This is a genomic window from Flavobacteriales bacterium (genome assembly GCA_026129465.1).
In the GTDB taxonomy this organism is placed as follows: domain Bacteria; phylum Bacteroidota; class Bacteroidia; order Flavobacteriales_F; family PHOS-HE28; genus PHOS-HE28.
On sequence record JAHCIA010000001.1, the window covers coordinates 1491513 to 1509318 of the forward strand.

Consider the following 17806-nt stretch of genomic DNA (forward strand, 5'->3'; position numbering starts at 1 on the left):
CGCAGCGCCCGGCCGGAGTTCCGGTCAGGCCGTGAGCAGCCGCGATACCGCCCAATTGACGCCGGGCACGCGGAACGGCAGCGAATTGTACCACCGGGTGAAGCGGAAGAGCCATCGCTTGAAGGGCCCGATGTCCGAGGCGTCCGAACCGAGGAGCACCGCGCCCAGCTCGTCCACCGTGGCCTCGTCGATGCGCCCCATTTTGGCGTTGAGCAGGATCTGCAGGTAGGTGCGGTGCAGGATGCCCAGAAGCAATCCGCCCATGCCACGCTGCTGGGCGGCGGCCAGGAACTTGTTGCGATAGAGCACCGCCGATTCACTGAAACGGCGAAGCAACGGATAGGGATCGATCACCTTGCGCTCCTCGGCGATGCGGTAGTGGCAGTCCGGCTCGCCGGGGAAAAGGCGGTAGCGCACATCTTTCTGCAGCAGGGTGCGCGTGTGGAGTTCCACGTCCTGGTGGCGAGAGAAGGCCACGTCGAACCCACCGATCCGCCGCAGGAAGTCGCGGTCCCAGATGGGCTGCATGGTCTGCCAGGGCAGCTTGTGCCGGAAAAAGTCGGCGAGGGGTTCGGAGGAATCAGGCACCCAGCGCTGGCCATGGTCGCCGGGTTTCTCATGGAAGACCTCCATGGTGAACACGGCCAGATCGAGGCCACTGCCGTTCATCACGGCCAGGCGGCGTGCCACACAATCGGGAGCCAGCAGATCGTCGGCGTCCAGGAAGATCACATAGCGGCCCCGCGCCGATCCGATGCCCAGGTTCCGGCACACATTGGCGCCGCTGTTGTGCTCCAGCACTTGCACGCGCACGCGTGGATCGCCCTGCGCGGCATCGGCGATCACCTCCGGGCTGCCATCGGTGGAAGCGTCATCGATCACGAGCAGTTCCCAACGCGGATCGGTCTGGGCCAGCACGGAAGCGACCATGGCGCCGATGTAGGTGCGCTTGTTGAAGCTGGGCACGATGATCGACACCAGCAGGACGTCCGCCCCGTCACCCGAGACCCATTCGGACTGACCGGGGAGCAGGTGATGCATGATGGTGCGGTAGGAGGCCTTGTGCGCCTGCTTGGTGAACCGCTCGCGCGCCACCGTGCGCATGCGCACCCGCATCGCCTCATCGGGCTTGTCGACCCGCAGGGCCTCATCCCTGCGCAACACCTGGCCCAGGTCCTCCTTCTCCACCAGCTTCGTGAGGTCGCCGACCTCCTCGGAAATAAGCACCGGCAGCCCGGCACTGAGATACTCCGCGAACTTGGTGGGTGAGGCCACCCGGTTGGTGACGCAGGGGTCGCGCAGCAGCAATCCCAGGTCGCATTCGAGCAGCGCGGCGCGGACCTGTTGATGTTCCAGCCACATCCGCGCCACCTGACCGGGGTGCCGCTGGCGCAGGTCGGCGATGCAGGGATGGTCCTCGCTGAGAAAGAGCATCCGTCGGTCCGGAGCACCGGCGAGCCAGGGTTCCACCGTATCGCGCAGCAACTCAAGGGACTGCCAGCCCACCACGGTGCCGGAATAGACGAGGACGGTATCCCCCTGGCCCCACCCGCAAGTGCCGCGGATGTGCGCCTCGCTCATTCGATCATCCGGTTCGAGCGAGCGGCTGAGGGTGCAGGGGATCACCAGGTGCCGGTAGCCCTTGTAGCCGAAGCGGTCATGCCAGTGGTCCACCAGTGCATGGCTCACGGCCAGCCGCACATCGGCCTGGTGCAGCACCTCCCCTTCCAGGGCGGCGCATTCGGCGATGAGACGGTCGTCGTCCACCACACGGAACTCCTCCCACTCGGCACCATAGGCGGCGCGCGCGTCGAAGCAGACCTTGCGCACCAGTTCGCGGTCCCGGGCGTGCAAGGCGAGTGCGGTGGCGAAGATGCCGCGGCAGATGACCCCGGAGGGACGCATCAGCAGACAGACCAGAAGCACCCAGTAACGGTTGATCCGCCAGTTGCGCGCGCGCGGCACCATGGGCAGCACCACCGCGCCTGGCGCATGCGCACGAATGGACCGGAATGAACGCGAATAGCCGCGCATGGACACCAGCGCCACCAGCCGGACGCGCTCATCGGAGAGCGTGTTCAGGTGCGACACCACATCGGTCACCTGGCTCCAGTAGACCCCGGAAGGCTGGTCGTTGTATGTGAGGTAGAGGATCACAGCGCACGCACGATGGCATCCAGGGCCCGCTCCGTGGCGGCACCATCCCAGAGATCGGGGATGCGGCCTTGCTTGTAGCTGCCACCGGCGATGCGATCCAGCGCATCGGAGACCGCCAGGGGGTCGAAGGTCATCAACTCGTTCGTCCCTTCGGTCACTGTGACAGGCCGCTCGGTGCTGGGCCGCAAGGTGAGACAAGGGATGCCCCGGAATGTGGTCTCCTCCTGGATGCCGCCGCTGTCGGTGATCACCACGGTGCTGGCGGACACCAGTTTCTGGAAGGCGAAATAGGCCAGCGGCTCGCACAAGGCCACACCCTGGATGGCCCGCAGGGCGGTCATCAGCCCGGCCTCCTCCAGGTTGCGCGTGGTGCGCGGATGCACCGGGAAGACCACCGGCATGCGGCGCGCCACCACGGCGATCAGTTCCAGCAGGTCCTTCAGGCGCGCTGGATCGTCCACCGTGGCCGGCCGGTGCATGGTCATGAGCGCATGGCCGCCGGCCAGACCCATCTCCCGCAGGATGGGGTCGGCCTGGATCCGGCCCTCGAAGGCCACCAGGGTGTCGATCATGGTGTTGCCCACGTGGTGGATGGTGGCCGGATCGGCACCTTCACGCAGCAGGTTGTCCCGCCCGCTGGGCTCGGTCACCAGAAAGACCTGCGTGATCCGGTCGGTGAGGATGCGGTTCACTTCCTCGGGCATCCCCATGTCGCCGCTGCGCAACCCGCTTTCCAGGTGCACCAGCGGCAGTCCCATCTTGTTGGCCGTGAGCGCGGCGGCGAAGGTGCTGTTCACATCGCCCACCACCACCACGGCGTCAGGTGCGATATCGCGCGCCACGGGTTCCAGCGCGAGCATGATGCGGGCCATGGTGGCCGTGGGCGATCCCGGCGGCACCCCCAGGGCATGGTCCGGCCGCATGCCGAACTGCTCGAAGAACACCGTGCTCATGCGGTCGTCCGCATGCTGGCCGGTATGCACCAGCACGATCTCCACATCGCCACGTGTGGCGGCCACCTGCTTGAAGCGGGTGACCTTCATGAAGTTGGGACGGGTGCCCACCACCACCAGCAAGCGCTTCATGCCGGCTTCCAGGTTCGGGTGGAGATGATGAACTCGGTGCTCGGCGTATCGCTCACCTTGCGGGCGGGCATCCCGGCGATGGTCATCCGGCCCTCAGGGAATGATCGGTTCACCACGGCGTTGGCGCCGATCACCAGGTCGTCTCCCAGCTCGATGCCTCCGAAGATGCGCGCGCCGGCGGCGATGTACACGTTGTCGCCGATGACAGGGACCAGGTCGGGTGGCGGACCGGGCTTGCCGCCGATGGTGACGTTCACATTCAGGCGGCAGTTCTTGCCCACGCGCACCCGCTCATGCACGATGATGGCACCGCGATGCGAAATGGAGAGACCCGGCCCGAAGACATTCAAGGGGATCTCGAAACAGCACACGACGCTTTGCCGGTGCAGGCGCCACGACCAGTACTTCCAAAGGAACCACCCCAGCGGACCACGGTGCCGCCCCACATTGTACCAGTACTCCGTGCGGCGGTAGATGCGCTGGAACTTCCACACCTCGTCGTATGGATGCGGCCGCTTCCGATCGCGCCGCAGGTTGATGCGGTCGGCCTCCAGGTAGGCGGTCAGGTCGGCTTTGGAGCGTATCATGGCGAAGCGTGCAGGGGCCGCAGGACGGCGCGCAAAGTACGGCCGCCAGTGCGATCCAAGGTCACCGGGCAGCGCCGCGTGGCAGCAGCCCCAAGGCCTCCAGGCTGTCCAGGAGCACAGGTACATAGCGCTCCACCCCGGCCTGGTTCAAATGGTTGTGGTCGTAGAAGTGGTGCATGTCATGCAGGTCATGGCCGGTGGCGAAGTCCAGGAAAAGCGGTCCCTCCGGTCCTCTCCATTCGTCCATCAGTTCCAGGAAACGCGCGTGGGCCAGGTGATCGCCCTGGTGTGGCATGGGGTGGCAGGCGAGCACGAGGGGAATGCTCCGGTCGCGGCACAGGTTGATGATGCCCTTCAAGGCCCGCACTTGCTGGGGGTCGGGTTCGAAGGTGCCGGGGTTGATGTACTGGATGGGAGCAGGTACCGAATCCGTGCGGCGCGAGAAGCCCGCCCCGATGTAGTCGTCGTCCAGATAGGTCGGCGGATCGTTCCGCGTGAGCCAGCGCAGCGCGAGCATGTTGATGGCGCGGGGATCGCGCAGTGAAAGCGCCTGTCGGAAGGCCACGGCATCGCTGGCCACGTTGCGGGTCAGGTCCGTCACGCCCTCCACGCCATCGTTGCGCATCGGTGTCTCGAACACGTCCAGGATCAGCAGCCCGGTGTTCTCCGCGTTGAGGTAGGCACGGATGATGTCGATGCTGTTGCTTGGCGCCTGTGCGCTGGTGCCCAGGTTGAACATGCGCGAACCGCGCGCGGCGAACAGCGCCGGATCGTAGCCCCGGTAGGCGTGGGAAGAGCCCACCACCACCACATCCCAGCGCTGCGCCGGATCGAACTCCTGGAACTTGCGCCAGGTGGCCCCGCCTTTCCACGGCAGCGTCTCGCTCACGTGGTGCACCAGGGGAACATCGCCACGCCGCACCTTCACCAGCAGGGTGAAGACCGCCAGGTACAGCACGGTGAAGGTGCCCAGCAGCAGAACGGCGTTGATGATCAGGCGACGCATGCTTCAGAATTGGAAATACATGAAGGCCACCTCACCGTAGTTGCCGAAGAGCACCAGGAGCACGAGCAATGTGGCGTGGAAGAGCAGGTCCATCGCCTTGGAGAGCGGGCGCGTGCCGTGCACCAATTCCTCGATGCGGTGATCGAACAGGAGCAGGCCGAATCCGAGCACGAGGGTGACCGCGAGGATGCCCGGCTTGAAGGCCGTGAAGAGCGAGGCGGTATCCAGCGGGCCATGGGCGAAGGTGGACACGCGCTCCACGATGGTGATGGTGTCGCCGATGTCCTCCGCGCGGAAGAAGAACCAGGAGAAGGTCACCAGCCCGAAGGTGGCGGCCACGCGCAGCGCGTGATGGAAGCGTGGCAGGTGCGTCAGACCGCTCACCGCGTTGAACCGCACCCAGAAGGGCCTGGAGTGGATCGCCGCCACGAGGTAGACGCCGTGCAGCACGCCGAAGAGCACGTAGGTCCAGCCCGCGCCATGCCACAGGCCGCTGATGAAGAAGACCACCAGCAGGTTGAAGTACCAGCGGCCGGCGGTGACGCGGTTGCCGCCCAGAGGGATGTAGACATAATCACGGAACCAGGCGTTGAGGCTGATGTGCCAGCGCGTCCAGAACTCGGCGATGGAGGCTGACAGGTAGGGCGTGCGGAAGTTCCGCATGAGCCGGATGCCCAGCACGCGCGCCGCGCCGATGGCGATATCGCTGTAGCCGCTGAAGTCGCAATACGCCTGCACACCGAAAAGGACCCCGCCCAGCACAAGCGTGGTCCAGTCCATCTCCCCCGGCTGTGCGTAGATGTGGTCCACCACCAGCGACACGCGATCGGCCACCACCACCTTCTTCACGAATCCCCAGAGCATGAGCTTCAGGCCGCTGGTGACCAGCGTTGGATCGAGACCGATGCGCTTGAGGAATTGCGGCAGCAGGTTGGGCGCACGCTCGATGGGGCCGGCCACCAACTGCGGGAAGAAGGTGACGAAGAGCGCGAAGCGGCCCAGATGGCGCGTGGGTTCCATGTGGCCGCGGTACACGTCGATCGTGTAGCTCATGGTCTGGAAGGTGTAGAAGCTGATGCCCATGGGCAGCACCATGTCCAGATCGGCCACGGGCCAATCCATGCCGCCCCAGGCCGCCAGCGCGCGCAGGTTGCCGTTGATGAAATCGAAATACTTGAAGGTGCCCAGCAGCCCCAGGTTCACCGCGATGGAGAGCCAGAGCCAGTGGCGCCTGCCCTTGGGGTCCCGCGCTTTGGCGATGCCACGCGCGGCGGTGAAGTCCACCAGCGTGGACACGAGCAGCAGTACGGCATACTCCACCCGCCAGGCCATGTAGAAGCCGTAGCTGGCGAGCAGCAACAGCAGCCAGCGCCAGCGGTGGGGCAGCAGGAAGTAGGCCGCCGCCACCAGCGGGAAGAAGACCGCGAACTCGAAGGAGTTGAAGAGCATGGCGGCGGGAAGGGCGACCCAAAGAAAGCGGACCGCGCGGCTGCGTTGCGACTAAGGCAGCATCTCCGCGAGGTGGCGGAAGTTGCGGCGCGCATCGAAATGCGCCTCCCAATGGGCGCGCACACCATGGCGTCGTCGCGTATCACACCACGCGGCCGGTGCATCGGAATCCAACAGGGCCGCCAACGCTTCCGCGCCGATCGAGGCGGGCAGCAGCAGACCGGCCTCGGGACGCAGCACCTCGCTGACACCGCCCACAGCGTTGGCCCAGATCGGTATGCCGAAGCTGGAAGCCTCCATCAGGGCCAGCGGCACGCCCTCGTGTCCACTCAAATGAAGCAGCAGGTCCACGGGATGGGTCATGTACCACGCGATCAAGGAGGCTTGGTCCACATCACCCTTCAGGTCCACATTGATGTTCGGCGGCAGTTCGCGCACCAGGGCGTCCAGTTCCGCGCGGTCCGGGCCATCGCCGAAATGTGTCCAACGCACGTGCCGCTTCACCTGCTGCAACGCCTGCGCGATCAAGGTGATCCTTTTCGGTTTCCGCAGGTAGGCGCAACTGGCGATCCGCAACACTGCATCAGGCTCCCATGGCGCAAGGCCATGGTCCGTGGTGCCCAGATGCGTGGCCACCACCTTACCCGCCTGGGCGGGCCATTGCTCACGCAGGTAGCGCGCACCATGCTCGGAGATGCAGCACACCCGGTCCACGGCTTCCATCTGCATGGCCCGATAGGGCATCACGCCATCGGGTCTTCGCTCCACATAGAGGTCCGAACCATGGGCCAGGGAGGCGAAACGGATGCGCGGGTCGCGCCGCTTCAGCAGAGCCAACACATTCGTCCAGTCCTCCATCCAGGCGGTGAGCAACGCGACACGCGAGGGGTCGTAACGCGGCATCAGGTCGCGCCGCAGGACATCCGCCTTCCACAACAACTGGCGCGCATGGCTCAAACGTTCCGCGAAAGCGCTCGATCCGCCATGTGCGGAAACGGTCCGGAACACTTCACCGGCACGCATCACCATGGCGCGCGCACCGATGGTGGAATGTTCATGATCGCGGTCCCATGGCCTGAGCAAATCCACACCCTCGGGGAGCGATGCCCCTCCCGCACCCCGGAACATCGGCACCACCACCACCTTGCTGAACACCTCGGCCCAGACCGGCATGGCGTGGTCCAGGAAGGTCTCGCCCGGGCCTTCGGGATACTTGCGCGTGAACAGCCAGAGCTCCCTCATGCCTTGCCCGGTTTCATGCGCCGCATGTAGTGGCGCAGGAGAAAATAGAGCCGTGCCGCATCAAGCCGGCCACCTGCACTTCTCCACGCGCGCCAGGCCTGGGATCCGTGCGGCACGAGCAGGTGGAAGAGTTCGTCCCACGCGCGATCCACCCGTTGATGCATGGCGTCATCATCGGTCCACCCTGCCCGGGTGTTCCACATCACCAACCGATCCAACCACACGCGCAGGCGGCCGAGGCGTTCCGCATCGACCCGCTCAGGGACCACTTTCATCGCCATGGCGTGCAGGTCCACGTCGTCATCCGACAATGCTGGATGGCCCAGGATGCCGAACACATCACGGATCAGGAAGCGCAGATCGGCGGCCTTGTCGCGACCGTAGGAAACGCCTTGCGGGCCGTGGCGGTAGAGCACCAACGGTTCCGCCAGATTGGCCAGGCGCGTGTGCCGGGCGATGCGCGCCTGCAACATCCAGTCCTCGCCGTAGCGCGGCCAGTCATCGCCGAAGCGCAGACCATGATCGCGCAGCACCCGTGTGCGATAGGCGCTCACCGTTTGGAACACCGCCACACCGAAAAGCAATTGGGCGCGCAGGCCGGCATCTTCGGCCACCCGCCGTTTCTCGCCGGTGCTGCCGCCCATCATGCGCACCGCGCCGCCCAGCAGGCCCACCTCGGGATGTGCGTCCAGGTAAGCGACCTGTTTCGCGAAGCGCCCAGGCAGTTGCACATCGTCGGCGTCCACGCGCAGGATGTATTCCCCTTTCGCGTCATCCATGGCCACAGCGGCGGCATGGGCGGGTCCGCGATTCACCGGCGAGGCGATGATCCGAAGTCTTGCATCCTGCAGACCGCGCAGGATCTCCAAACTGCCGTCCGTACTGCCGTCGTCCACGGCGATGACCTCAAAGCCGGCCATATCCTGCGCCAACACGCTGTCCAGGCACTCCCGCAGGAAGGGCGCCTTGTTGTAGACCGGTATCACCACGCTGGCCTTCATCGGGTGAGATGCCGCCATTTGCGGCGCAGGCGGAAGGCCCACCAGCCGGGAACCCGCAGTTGGGAGCGAAGTGTGGCGAGCCAGGCGCGTTCCTCCCCGTCAAGCGAGGTATCGTGGAGCAGGTCCATCTCCGACAATGCGCGCATCATTCGGAACTGGTCCTTGCGGTGGATCACATGGTGCCACTTCAGCAGGAAGTACCGCGTCATGCGCAGCACCAAGGCCCCGTGCTCCTTGTCAGCGGGTATGGAGCGCATCCCTTCGGGCCAACGATGGCCGATGCGCAGGATCCCCGCGAGATCCGCGAGACCCGCGTTGAGGCACAAGCCATACAGGATGCCCGCGATCTCGCCGGTGAAGGCGCGGTCCATGGCACGGCTCTTCATGGCGCCATGCACCCGGAAAATGGCCAGGGGCTCGGCTTCGAAACGCAGATGCTCCGTGCCGAAGCGAAAAAGCAGGCGCAGCCAGAGTTCATGGTCCATCGCATAATGCAGCACGGGATCCACGCCACCCAATTCACGCACCGCCGCCAACCGGAAGAAGGTGGACTGCTGGTTCACCATGGGGGCGATGTGGAGGCGACCGGGATCCGATGGATCATCCAGGGGCGCGATGCGCTCGGCACCCTGATCATCGCGCAACACCCGCTGCCCGCCATACACCAACAGCTGCGGATCGCGGTCGAAGGCCTGCGCCACGCGCTGCAGGGCACCAGGCAGCAGGGCATCATCACTGTTGAGCCAGCCGAACACCTCACCCGTGGCACGTGCCAGCCCCTTGTTGATGGCATCACTCTGGCCCGCGTCCTTCTCGCTGCACCACCACGCGAGCCTGTCCGCATTCCGTTCCAATATCGCCACACTGCCGTCGGTGCTGCCGCCGTCCACCACGATGTGCTCCACCTCCGCATGTTCCTGTCCTGCCACCGAGAGCAGGCAGTCCTCCAAAAAGGCGGCCTGCTGGTAGCTGGGCGTGACGATGGAGATGCGGACGGACATGGCGTTCAGCGCGGCGGCGATGAATATAGCCGGGCCACGCGGTTGGCGAGGTCCTCCACGGTGCCGCGTGTGGCGGCCAGGCGCAGTGCCGCACGCCCCATGGCGATCGTGCCCTGCGGATCACGAAGGCGGGCCAGCATGTGCGACGTCAACTCCTCCACGGTGGCATACAGGTGTCCGGTCGCGCCCTCCTGGATCAATTCCGGCGTGGCGCCAGAGGCGTGGCCGATGACCGGAATGCCCGAGGCCATGGCTTCAGCGGTGGCACGGCCGTAGGCTTCATGGCGCGAGGTCATCAGCGCGCAATGCGCCCTGCCGAAGACCGCGAAGGGGTCGCTGACGAAGCCCGGCAACAACACGTGGTCCGCGATGCCGAGTTCCGCGATCCGCTGGCGAACGGGCTCCACGGCGCCGTCACCGGCGAGTTCCAGGACCGCATCAGGTGCTTCGCGCAGCACTTGGGCGAAGGCTTCGACCGCATCGAGCTGGCCCTTGGCCTTGTGGAACAATCCCACCATCGCGAAACGAAAAGCGCCCATGGCCTTCCACCGCGCTTCGGCACCGGCCACCAACTGCGCCAGCCGGGCCGCATCGGCCACGGGGTTGGGCATCACCTCCACGGGCAGGTCCTCCCCGCCGATCCGCAGCAGTTCATCGCGCACCGCACCGCTCACGGCGATGACCGCGTCGGCTTGTCGCAAGGCGCTGCGCCAGGCCCCGTCCCCACCATCCGGATACAGGCCGTAGTGGAGGCCCGGCAGCTCGCGGACATGCCAGGCATGCCTCGCCCCCGCCGCCTTGGCCAAGGCGCCGCCCAGCCCGATCACCGCACTGTTGCTGTGGATCCACTGCGCGCGATGGGTGCGGGCATGCGCCACCAGCCTGGGCAGCACCTCCTTGGCCGCCCGTGCACGCGCCGCGATGCCCCTGCGGCGTGCGAGCCATTGCTTCAACCGATGATGCGGCCCGCCCATGGACACACGCGGCGCCATCCACACCGGGAAGGGTTCCACCACGAAGGCGATGTCCTCCTTCAACAGGTCCTCCTCCAAAGGTCCTTCCCTGGCCAGCACCACCAAGGGCTCCACCTGCTCGGCGGCCTTCAGGCGCGTCACCAGGTCCAGCAGGGAGCGGTTGGCCCCATAGCGGTCCGCGTAGTGGGTGAGGAAGACCACGCGCATGGGCTCAAAGTTCCAGCAGTTCGCGGGCGAAGCGCTCGTGGATGGTGTCCGATTCGAAGTGCTCCTTCCAAAAAGCGCGCGCCGCATCGCGCCGGCCGGGATCGTGGCCACGCCGGTGGAAGGCCGTCATCCGTGCCATGAGTTCCGAAGCGTTGGCATCGTGGGGAAGCAGATCGCCGGTATGCGCGTTGACGATCTCCGACACCCCGCCGGCATCGGCCGCCATGAGGGGTATGCCGAAGCTGGCGGCCTCCTGCAGCACCACGGCCACACCGCCTTCCGATGAACTCATGTGGACGAAAAGGTCGACGGGGTGATGACGGTAGTGGTCGATCAGGGCCTGGTTGGCCACGGCACCTTTCAGCTCCACCCGCACATGATCGGGCAGGCCCGCGATGATGGCCTCCAACGCGGGTCGTTCAGGGCCATCGCCGAAATGCGTCCATCTTACGGGTATCGACGCTTCGTGCAGGGCCTCGGCGATGAGGTGCACCCGTTTCAGCGGCACCAGATTGGAGCAGGACACGATGCGCAGCGCGTCAGCTGGCGACCAGGGTGCGATGCCATGATCGGCGGTGCCGGTATGTACGGTGCGCAGCTTGTGCGCGAGATCCGGGAAGCGCTCCGCCAGGTGGATGCGGCCCGCTTCCGAGACCGGGTAGAGCCGGTCGGCGCTGCGCATGCGGAACGCCTGGAAGGGCGGCCAGCCACCGTCAGCGCGATGCGCGAACATGTCGAAGCCGCGCATGCGGGCCGTGAAACGAACGCGTGGGTCCATCAGCTTCCACAGGGCCAACGTGGTCGCCTGGTCGTCGGTCCAATTGCTGTGCAGCGCCACGCGCGACGGGTCGTAGGAACTTCCCAGGGCCGCACGCATGAGCAGGGCCCGGCGCAGGGCCTGCCGCAGCCGTGCCATGATCTCCCGGCGTTTCAGCCGATACATCGCCGGGGATGGCGCGGAGGCCTTCACCTCGCGCATGACCCGCCGCAGGAGACCAGCGTGCATGGCGGTATCCAGCCATGACGCGGCCTTATCGGGATCATGGAAGACCGCACGCATGGCAGCGTTGGGCGGCATGGGTCGAAGACCTTCCCTCTCGTATGCCGGGAAGACCACCACTTCATCGAAAACGCGGCAGAAGGAGCGCAACTCGTGGCCCACGGAGATCTCCATGGAGCCCGTGGGAAAGTGGTGTGTAAAGAGCCAGAGGGAGCGCATGCCGGGACCCGCGTGGGCAAGCTACGATCCGCAGCGCAAGCGACATGCTCATCCCCGGCGCACGGCGGCCAGGCGCGCCTTGGCGAGGTAGGCCAGCCTTTCGAGCGACCAGCCCCCATCACATCGCAGGAACTCCAGTGCCGGAGCCATGCCGCGTGCTGCCAGGCGATTGAAAAGCCCATCCCAGGCCTTGCGCAGCCGGCGCTCCATGGCCTCGGGCGGAGCGAAACCACTGGCCTTGTTCCAGGCGCGGAGCCGGTCCAACCATCGGTGGCAGGCGGCCACTTGGGCCCGCGTGACATGGACCGGCACGATGTGCGAGGCGAGCAGATGCGCCTCAACTTCCTCCGGGGTGGGTTCCAGACCCAGGTCGCGAAGCACCAAGGCGATCCGGTGGCGCCGGGTGGCCGCCCGATCCTGCCCATGCGCGATGTTCTGTGTGCCGCGGCGATACAGGATGAGCGGGTCCGCCACGTTTCCAAAGGAGGCATGGCGCGCGAGCGACAGCCAGAAGAACCAGTCCTCGCCGATGCGCGGCCAATGGTCCTGATAGCGTATGCCATGCCTTCTCAAGACCTCCGTTCGCATGATGCTGGCCCCCTGCGGCACCGGGACGCCGAAAACAAGTTCAGCGCGGCAGTCCGCATCATCCGGGGAATAGGTCCATTCGCCTTCCTCCGCGCCGAAGAGCCGCACCGTGCCACCACTGGCGCCGATGTGCGGATGAGCATCCATGTAGCTCACCTGCACCGCCAAACGGCCGGGAAGCATCAGGTCGTCGGCATCAAGGCGCGCGATGTATTCGCCCTGCGCCAGGTCCATGGCACGCTGGGCCGCACCGGCAGGACCGAGATTCCGCTCCAAGGCCACCACGCGCAACCGGGGATCACCCACGGCCCGCAGGATCGCCAGGCTGTCATCGGTGCTGGCGTCGTCCACGGCGATCAGCTCGAAGTCGCCGAAGGTCTGCCCCAGGATGCTGTGCAGGCATTCGCGGAGCCAGGGCGCCTTGTTGTAGACCGGAAGCACCACGCTGACCTTCATCGCTGCTGTGGCCCTGCCTTTACCGCGATCCGCGCAGATGACGGAGTTTGCGACCCGCCCGGAAGGCGAGCCAGCCGGGCACCTTCAGCTGCCGGTCCAGTTTCTCCAGCCTGGCGCGCTCCGCATCATCGAGCGGCACATCCGAGATGTCGATCCGCCGGCGGAAAGCGCGCATCATGCTGAACTGCTCGCGCACATGGATGGTGTGGTGCCACTTCAGGAGGAAATGCGTCACCATCTCCTTGGCGAGTCCCTGCTTCGCTTCTGGCACGGGCATGGGCCTGATGCCCGGTGAGATGTGGTGTCCCAAGGCGAGCACGCCTGCGAGATCCTCGCGACCGGCGGACAGGCACACCCCATGGAGCACCGTGGCCCGCTCATCCAGGAATCGTCGCTGGTACCGCACCGTTTTGCAGTCGTCGTGCAGCCGCGCCACGGCGAGCCGCTCGTCCACGAAGCGCATGCGGTCCGTGCCGAAATGGAAGGCGAGGCGCAGGACCAATTCGTAGTCCATCACATAGTGCAAGCGCGTTTCCAACCCGCCCACCTCGCGCACGGCGTCCATGCGAAAGAAAGTGGAAGGCTGGTCGAAGCCCGGGTTGCGCATGAAACGCCGCTCGTCGCTGGCATCCACCACGCGCTCGGGCAAGGTGTCGCCCGCGGTCGAGCGCAACAGGCTTCTCCCGCCGAAGACGACGAGTTGCGGGTCCTGCTCGAAGGCATCGGCCACGCGATGCAATGTGCCGGGCAGCAACATATCGTCACTGTTGAGCCAGCCGAAGAGGTCGCCGGTGGCGCGCGCGAGTCCCTTGTTCAAAGCGTCGCTCTGGCCCTGGTCCTTCTCGCTGCACCACCACGCCAACTGGTCCGCATGGGCCATGATGATCTCCCGCGACCCATCGGTGCTGCCGCCATCCACCACCAGATGCTCCAAGGCTGTGTAGCCCTGATCATGCACCGACCGAAGACATTCCTCCAGATAGGCCGCCTGCTGGAAACTGGGGGTTGTCAGGGATATCCGCAGCATCATCGCTACTTCAAGCATCGGACCCCGTCGTTCAACGGGTCTTGAACAGGAAGCCCTCGATCCCCGGGTACCAGGCTTTCAAGGCGTTCCGCATCGTGGTGGTCCATCGCCAGGAATGGCCTCGCTCCGCCGCGATGGCCTTCCAAAAGTACCGCATGGCCTTGCGATCACGTGACCTTTCGGCGAGCTGCCAGCCATGGAGCAGCAGGTTCATGCGCTTCCTGTGGATCGCTTCCCGGTACTCTCCGTCCGTCATGTCGTCGAGCAGTTCCAGCAACCTGGCGTGCACTTCGGTCTTGAAGATGTCGCTCTTCATGGAATACACGCCACCGGCGTGGACATGGCGGACCGCGGTGCTTTCGGGCAGGTAGACCAAATGGCCTGCGCGTGTGATGTGCGTGAAGAGGATTGTATCACCCACCGGCGCGGTGATCATCTGTGGCGGCATTGTCCTTATCGTTTCCCGCAGGAACACCACCGTACACGTGGCGATATTCTGGCCCAGCACCACATCCTTCCGGGTCACAGGCGCCATTGGGACCCGCTTCTGAAGCCCATCGAGATATGGGGTCCGAACGCCATCCTCCTCGTTCCAAGCATTGGTGAAGCAACCCACCGCCAGCGGATCGGCCTCGATGGCATCCACCTGTTTCTGGAGCTTGTCCGGATCGGTCCAGTGATCGTCGCCCTCGCACAGTGCGATGTACCTGCCACGTGCCTCGGCCAACAACGCGAGCAGGTTCGCCCTGCCGGTGGGCCTGCCGTCGATCATCATCACATCCTTGCGGCTTCGAAGGAACAGCCTGATCCGTTCCGGGTGGGCTTCCGCGTATCGCCGGCAGATCTCCCTGGTACCATCCGTGCTCTCATCCTCACCCAGGAGCACCTCCACCGCGAAGGTGGTCCTCTGCATCAGGATGCCGTCGAGGCATGGCCCAATGAACGCAGCATGCTGGTAGGTGGGAACGACCACCGACACCAAGGGGGCGATGGCACCCTGGTTCACGTTACGCTCCTCCATGTGAAAAGGTCATACAGCACCATCGCATGGCGACATCGAAGAAGCATGATCGGAGGCGAGGGGGCAAGCGATGGATGCGATGGCGAAGCGGGCAAAGTTGCGATGTTCCATGCGATGGACACACCTCGAGGGATCACATGGGCGTGCATGATGGCCGCACCCGATCAAAGAAAACGGGACAAGGGGCCGCCGCTCAATTCATCCTGTATGGTGCGCGCTATGCTGGCCGGAAGGCGATCCCGCCAAGCCGTATCAGGCCTTTCCAAACGATAGATGCTGTTGGCGTCCTCGCCCTGCCTGCTCCGGCTCTGTTCAATGAACGCTACGGTCTCCGGGCCGAGGTCAAGGGCACAGAATGCGAAAACGTCCCTGACCACCTCGATGGGATCGGCGTTCAGGTCCGCGTATCGCACCACCTTCACCTGCGATGGATGCTCACGCTCAAGGTCCAGGAACAATTGCGCGACCTCCTTCCATTTGTCGAATCCGAAGAATTCCTCCGGTCTGTTCTGGTTCTTGCTGGCCCCGCTCCGCCACTCCTCATCCACATTCCATTCCGGCCTGAACTCGCGGGGAGCATGGATCCAACTATCGATCACCGCGCAAGGGTGCCGCACAAGACCCACCACCTTCAGCCCGGGCACCTGCTCCACCATACGGCGTACGATATGGTTGTATCGGACCTCCTTCATCACGATGTGGCTGGTGTCGGGTGATTCGGCCCACGATGGATACTCCACGTGGATATGACCCACCTTCTGGAGCACGAAATCGTCCTCGGTCCGCTTGATGTCCTGAAAGAACCGGACGATCTCCTCACGCGTGCTGGATCCGTTCAACCGACCCTTGAACGCATAGGAGAACAAGGGCTGGAAGCGGTATGCGACCCGCGGCGAGCTTCTGAATATCTGCCCAAGCCACGACGATCCGGAGCGAGGCACGCTTTGTATCGAGACCAACTGTTCGTTCATTCCTCCAACTGGTATCTGGCCATCATGTCCAGGACCGAACTCCTCGAGTTCCACATGAGCACATCGATCATGGACAGTCCGGGCTCAAAATGGCCCGCCGTGCCTTGTGTGTAGGGAACGATCTCCGAGCGCAGGAACCGCAAACGGATGCCGCGTTCCTTGAACCGCTCCGCCAGGTAAAGCTCGCGCCCCCCTGCTGGATTCACATAGAGATCGGTGCCCACCGCCCCGCAGATCGCGAGGATACGGTCCTGGCCATGCAGCTCCGGATCCAACCCCAACTCGCTCGCCCTTCTGATGGAACGGGGAGTGCCCAGATGATCGAGCACGAGCATCAACGAACGCTCCGCGGTATCCGCGACACTCTCTCCTGGCAGCGCCAGGACCCGCTCGAAAATGGGGTACACCTCATCGAAGTATGGCGCCTTGCGATACGCATGACCGAGGGTGGTGAGCAACTTCCGCCGCCATCCGTCATCGGGTGCCACACGCGTATCGCGGATGCTCACGTTCTGGCTGCGCGCACTGAGCGGTATGGTGAAGAAGTGCGGGCCACCCTGCAAGAGCAGGCGGTTCCGGTTCACCCATCCCTTGTTGATGAATGCGGCATCATCGAGTGAGACGAAAGTGTCGGCGGCATGGAACAGCTGGTAGTATCCCAGGTAAGGGAACACATAGGGCTGCATGATCGCGGTACGACGCTCCTGGCTCATTGTTGTGTTATTCCCGATCCCGATCTTTCATGGACCGGTATCAATGACCGCATGGACTACCTGACCACATCCTTTCTCGACGCCGCGCGCTTGCCGATCTCACGTCGAAGCTCAAGCTTGCTGCGCAGGATCCCCAGTTCCTTTTCATAATGCCCACGGTCGCGCCGCGTGACCCTCCTGCGCTCCATTTTGAGCCTGAACGCGTGGGCGAATGGAGGGCGCCATGCCCGCCGCGTGTCGAACTCGTAACCAAGTTCCTCCATGACCGAACCCGCCCTGGTCTCGATCATCTCGATCTCCTGCGGTGTGAGGTCCCTTCGATACTTCTTCGCATTGTCCCGGATGATGGGCTTGTCGATATTTTCCCAATAGACGAATCGCCGTGCCGTTTCCTGCTGCTTCTCCGAGTCGGTCTGGAAACAGTTCTCCTCCACCGGCAGACCGCAGAACCGCAGGGCCCCGGCCATCACCTGGGGAGTGTCGGAGATCAGGTCCTCATAGCTGATGAAGTGCATGTCGACGCCATGGCGCTTGACCAGTTCCAGGCACCTGCGCTGTTCACTTTCCCACTTCCGCATGGAATCCCAAACGGTCCTCAGGTGCGCGGGTTTCTTCTTCCAGGAGGCACAATGGTCGCGCGGATCCCGATACAGGTACAGCAGCCTGCTTTCCGGCCATCGCGCCTTCACCTGGAAGGCATAGTTGAAGATGTGGTTCCCCTTGCAGGCGTAGATGGGTTTACCGTGCATCCGCGCCTTGGCCCGGTAGATCACATCGAACGCGTCCCAGAAGCTCTTGGGTTGGTGCTCGCGAAGGGCTTCCGCCACATCCAACCGCAGGCCCCATTTGTTGAAGTCGTGGTTCGCGAACTCCATCATATCCTGGAGCAGGTACGCCATGTTCCTCTCCACCCGCAGGTCACCATAGTGGTGCAGCATGCCTGACCAAGAGTCGAAATAGTGCGGGGCCACGGGCGCCTCCACGCGCGAGTGGTTGCCCAAGAGGCTTCGCAGCAGGTTGCTGCCGGACCTTTCGGAGCCTACCAGGAAGATCGGGGCTGGATCGTTCGATCGCATTGTTCGCGCGGTTCGGTTCGCAAGAG

16 protein-coding genes are annotated in these 17806 nt (G+C 64.6%); all 16 read right to left on the reverse strand.

Features of this window, described 5'->3' with window-relative positions:
* Nucleotides 1-24: 24 nt before the first annotated feature.
* Nucleotides 25-2157 (reverse strand): glycosyltransferase, encoded by a 2133-nt coding sequence (locus KIT10_06325; GenBank protein MCW5898868.1) that lies wholly within the window; start codon nucleotides 2155-2157, stop codon nucleotides 25-27.
* A complete protein-coding gene (gene wecB, locus KIT10_06330) occupies nucleotides 2154-3242 on the reverse strand; it encodes a UDP-N-acetylglucosamine 2-epimerase (non-hydrolyzing) (protein ID MCW5898869.1) in 1089 nt (362 codons plus the stop codon). Before wecB ends, KIT10_06325 begins: the two co-directional genes overlap by 4 nt.
* Entirely contained in the window at nucleotides 3239-3829 is a 591-nt protein-coding gene (locus tag KIT10_06335; protein MCW5898870.1) for a serine acetyltransferase, read from the reverse strand. Before KIT10_06335 ends, wecB begins: the two co-directional genes overlap by 4 nt.
* Nucleotides 3830-3890: 61 nt before the next feature.
* On the reverse strand, nucleotides 3891-4835 hold the full coding sequence (locus KIT10_06340; GenBank protein MCW5898871.1) for a hypothetical protein: 945 nt from the start codon (nucleotides 4833-4835) through the stop codon (nucleotides 3891-3893).
* Between the two features lie 3 nt (nucleotides 4836-4838).
* Nucleotides 4839-6284 (reverse strand): MBOAT family protein, encoded by a 1446-nt coding sequence (locus KIT10_06345; protein MCW5898872.1) that lies wholly within the window; start codon nucleotides 6282-6284, stop codon nucleotides 4839-4841.
* Nucleotides 6285-6335: 51 nt separating this feature from the next.
* The gene (locus tag KIT10_06350; protein ID MCW5898873.1) at nucleotides 6336-7526 is read right to left on the reverse strand and encodes a glycosyltransferase; all 1191 of its coding nucleotides are present in this window, start codon (nucleotides 7524-7526) and stop codon (nucleotides 6336-6338) included.
* Nucleotides 7523-8527, reverse strand: coding sequence for a glycosyltransferase (locus KIT10_06355; GenBank protein ID MCW5898874.1), 1005 nt, complete (start codon nucleotides 8525-8527; stop codon nucleotides 7523-7525). The genes KIT10_06350 and KIT10_06355 overlap by 4 nt, the downstream gene beginning before the upstream one ends.
* Entirely contained in the window at nucleotides 8524-9528 is a 1005-nt protein-coding gene (locus tag KIT10_06360) for a glycosyltransferase (protein ID MCW5898875.1), read from the reverse strand. The genes KIT10_06355 and KIT10_06360 overlap by 4 nt, the downstream gene beginning before the upstream one ends.
* Before the next feature lie 5 nt (nucleotides 9529-9533).
* The gene (locus KIT10_06365) at nucleotides 9534-10709 is read right to left on the reverse strand and encodes a glycosyltransferase (GenBank protein MCW5898876.1); all 1176 of its coding nucleotides are present in this window, start codon (nucleotides 10707-10709) and stop codon (nucleotides 9534-9536) included.
* A gap of 4 nt (nucleotides 10710-10713) precedes the next feature.
* A complete protein-coding gene (locus KIT10_06370; GenBank protein MCW5898877.1) occupies nucleotides 10714-11928 on the reverse strand; it encodes a glycosyltransferase in 1215 nt (404 codons plus the stop codon).
* A 48-nt stretch (nucleotides 11929-11976) separates the two neighbouring features.
* Nucleotides 11977-12972 (reverse strand): glycosyltransferase family 2 protein, encoded by a 996-nt coding sequence (locus KIT10_06375; GenBank protein MCW5898878.1) that lies wholly within the window; start codon nucleotides 12970-12972, stop codon nucleotides 11977-11979.
* Nucleotides 12973-12991: 19 nt separating this feature from the next.
* On the reverse strand, nucleotides 12992-14017 hold the full coding sequence (locus tag KIT10_06380; protein ID MCW5898879.1) for a glycosyltransferase: 1026 nt from the start codon (nucleotides 14015-14017) through the stop codon (nucleotides 12992-12994).
* Nucleotides 14018-14030: 13 nt separating this feature from the next.
* Nucleotides 14031-15020, reverse strand: a complete 990-nt coding sequence (locus KIT10_06385) for a glycosyltransferase (GenBank protein MCW5898880.1) — start codon at nucleotides 15018-15020, stop codon at nucleotides 14031-14033.
* A 164-nt stretch (nucleotides 15021-15184) separates the two neighbouring features.
* Nucleotides 15185-15991 carry a sulfotransferase gene (locus KIT10_06390; protein ID MCW5898881.1) on the reverse strand — a complete coding sequence of 269 codons (807 nt, stop codon included), beginning with the start codon at nucleotides 15989-15991 and terminating at the stop codon, nucleotides 15185-15187.
* Complete coding sequence (locus tag KIT10_06395; GenBank protein MCW5898882.1) at nucleotides 15988-16704, reverse strand: WbqC family protein; 717 nt, start codon at nucleotides 16702-16704, stop codon at nucleotides 15988-15990. Before KIT10_06395 ends, KIT10_06390 begins: the two co-directional genes overlap by 4 nt.
* A gap of 56 nt (nucleotides 16705-16760) precedes the next feature.
* Nucleotides 16761-17780: a sulfotransferase gene (locus tag KIT10_06400; GenBank protein MCW5898883.1), complete on the reverse strand. Its 1020-nt coding sequence runs from the start codon at nucleotides 17778-17780 to the stop codon at nucleotides 16761-16763.
* Nucleotides 17781-17806: the final 26 nt, after the last annotated feature.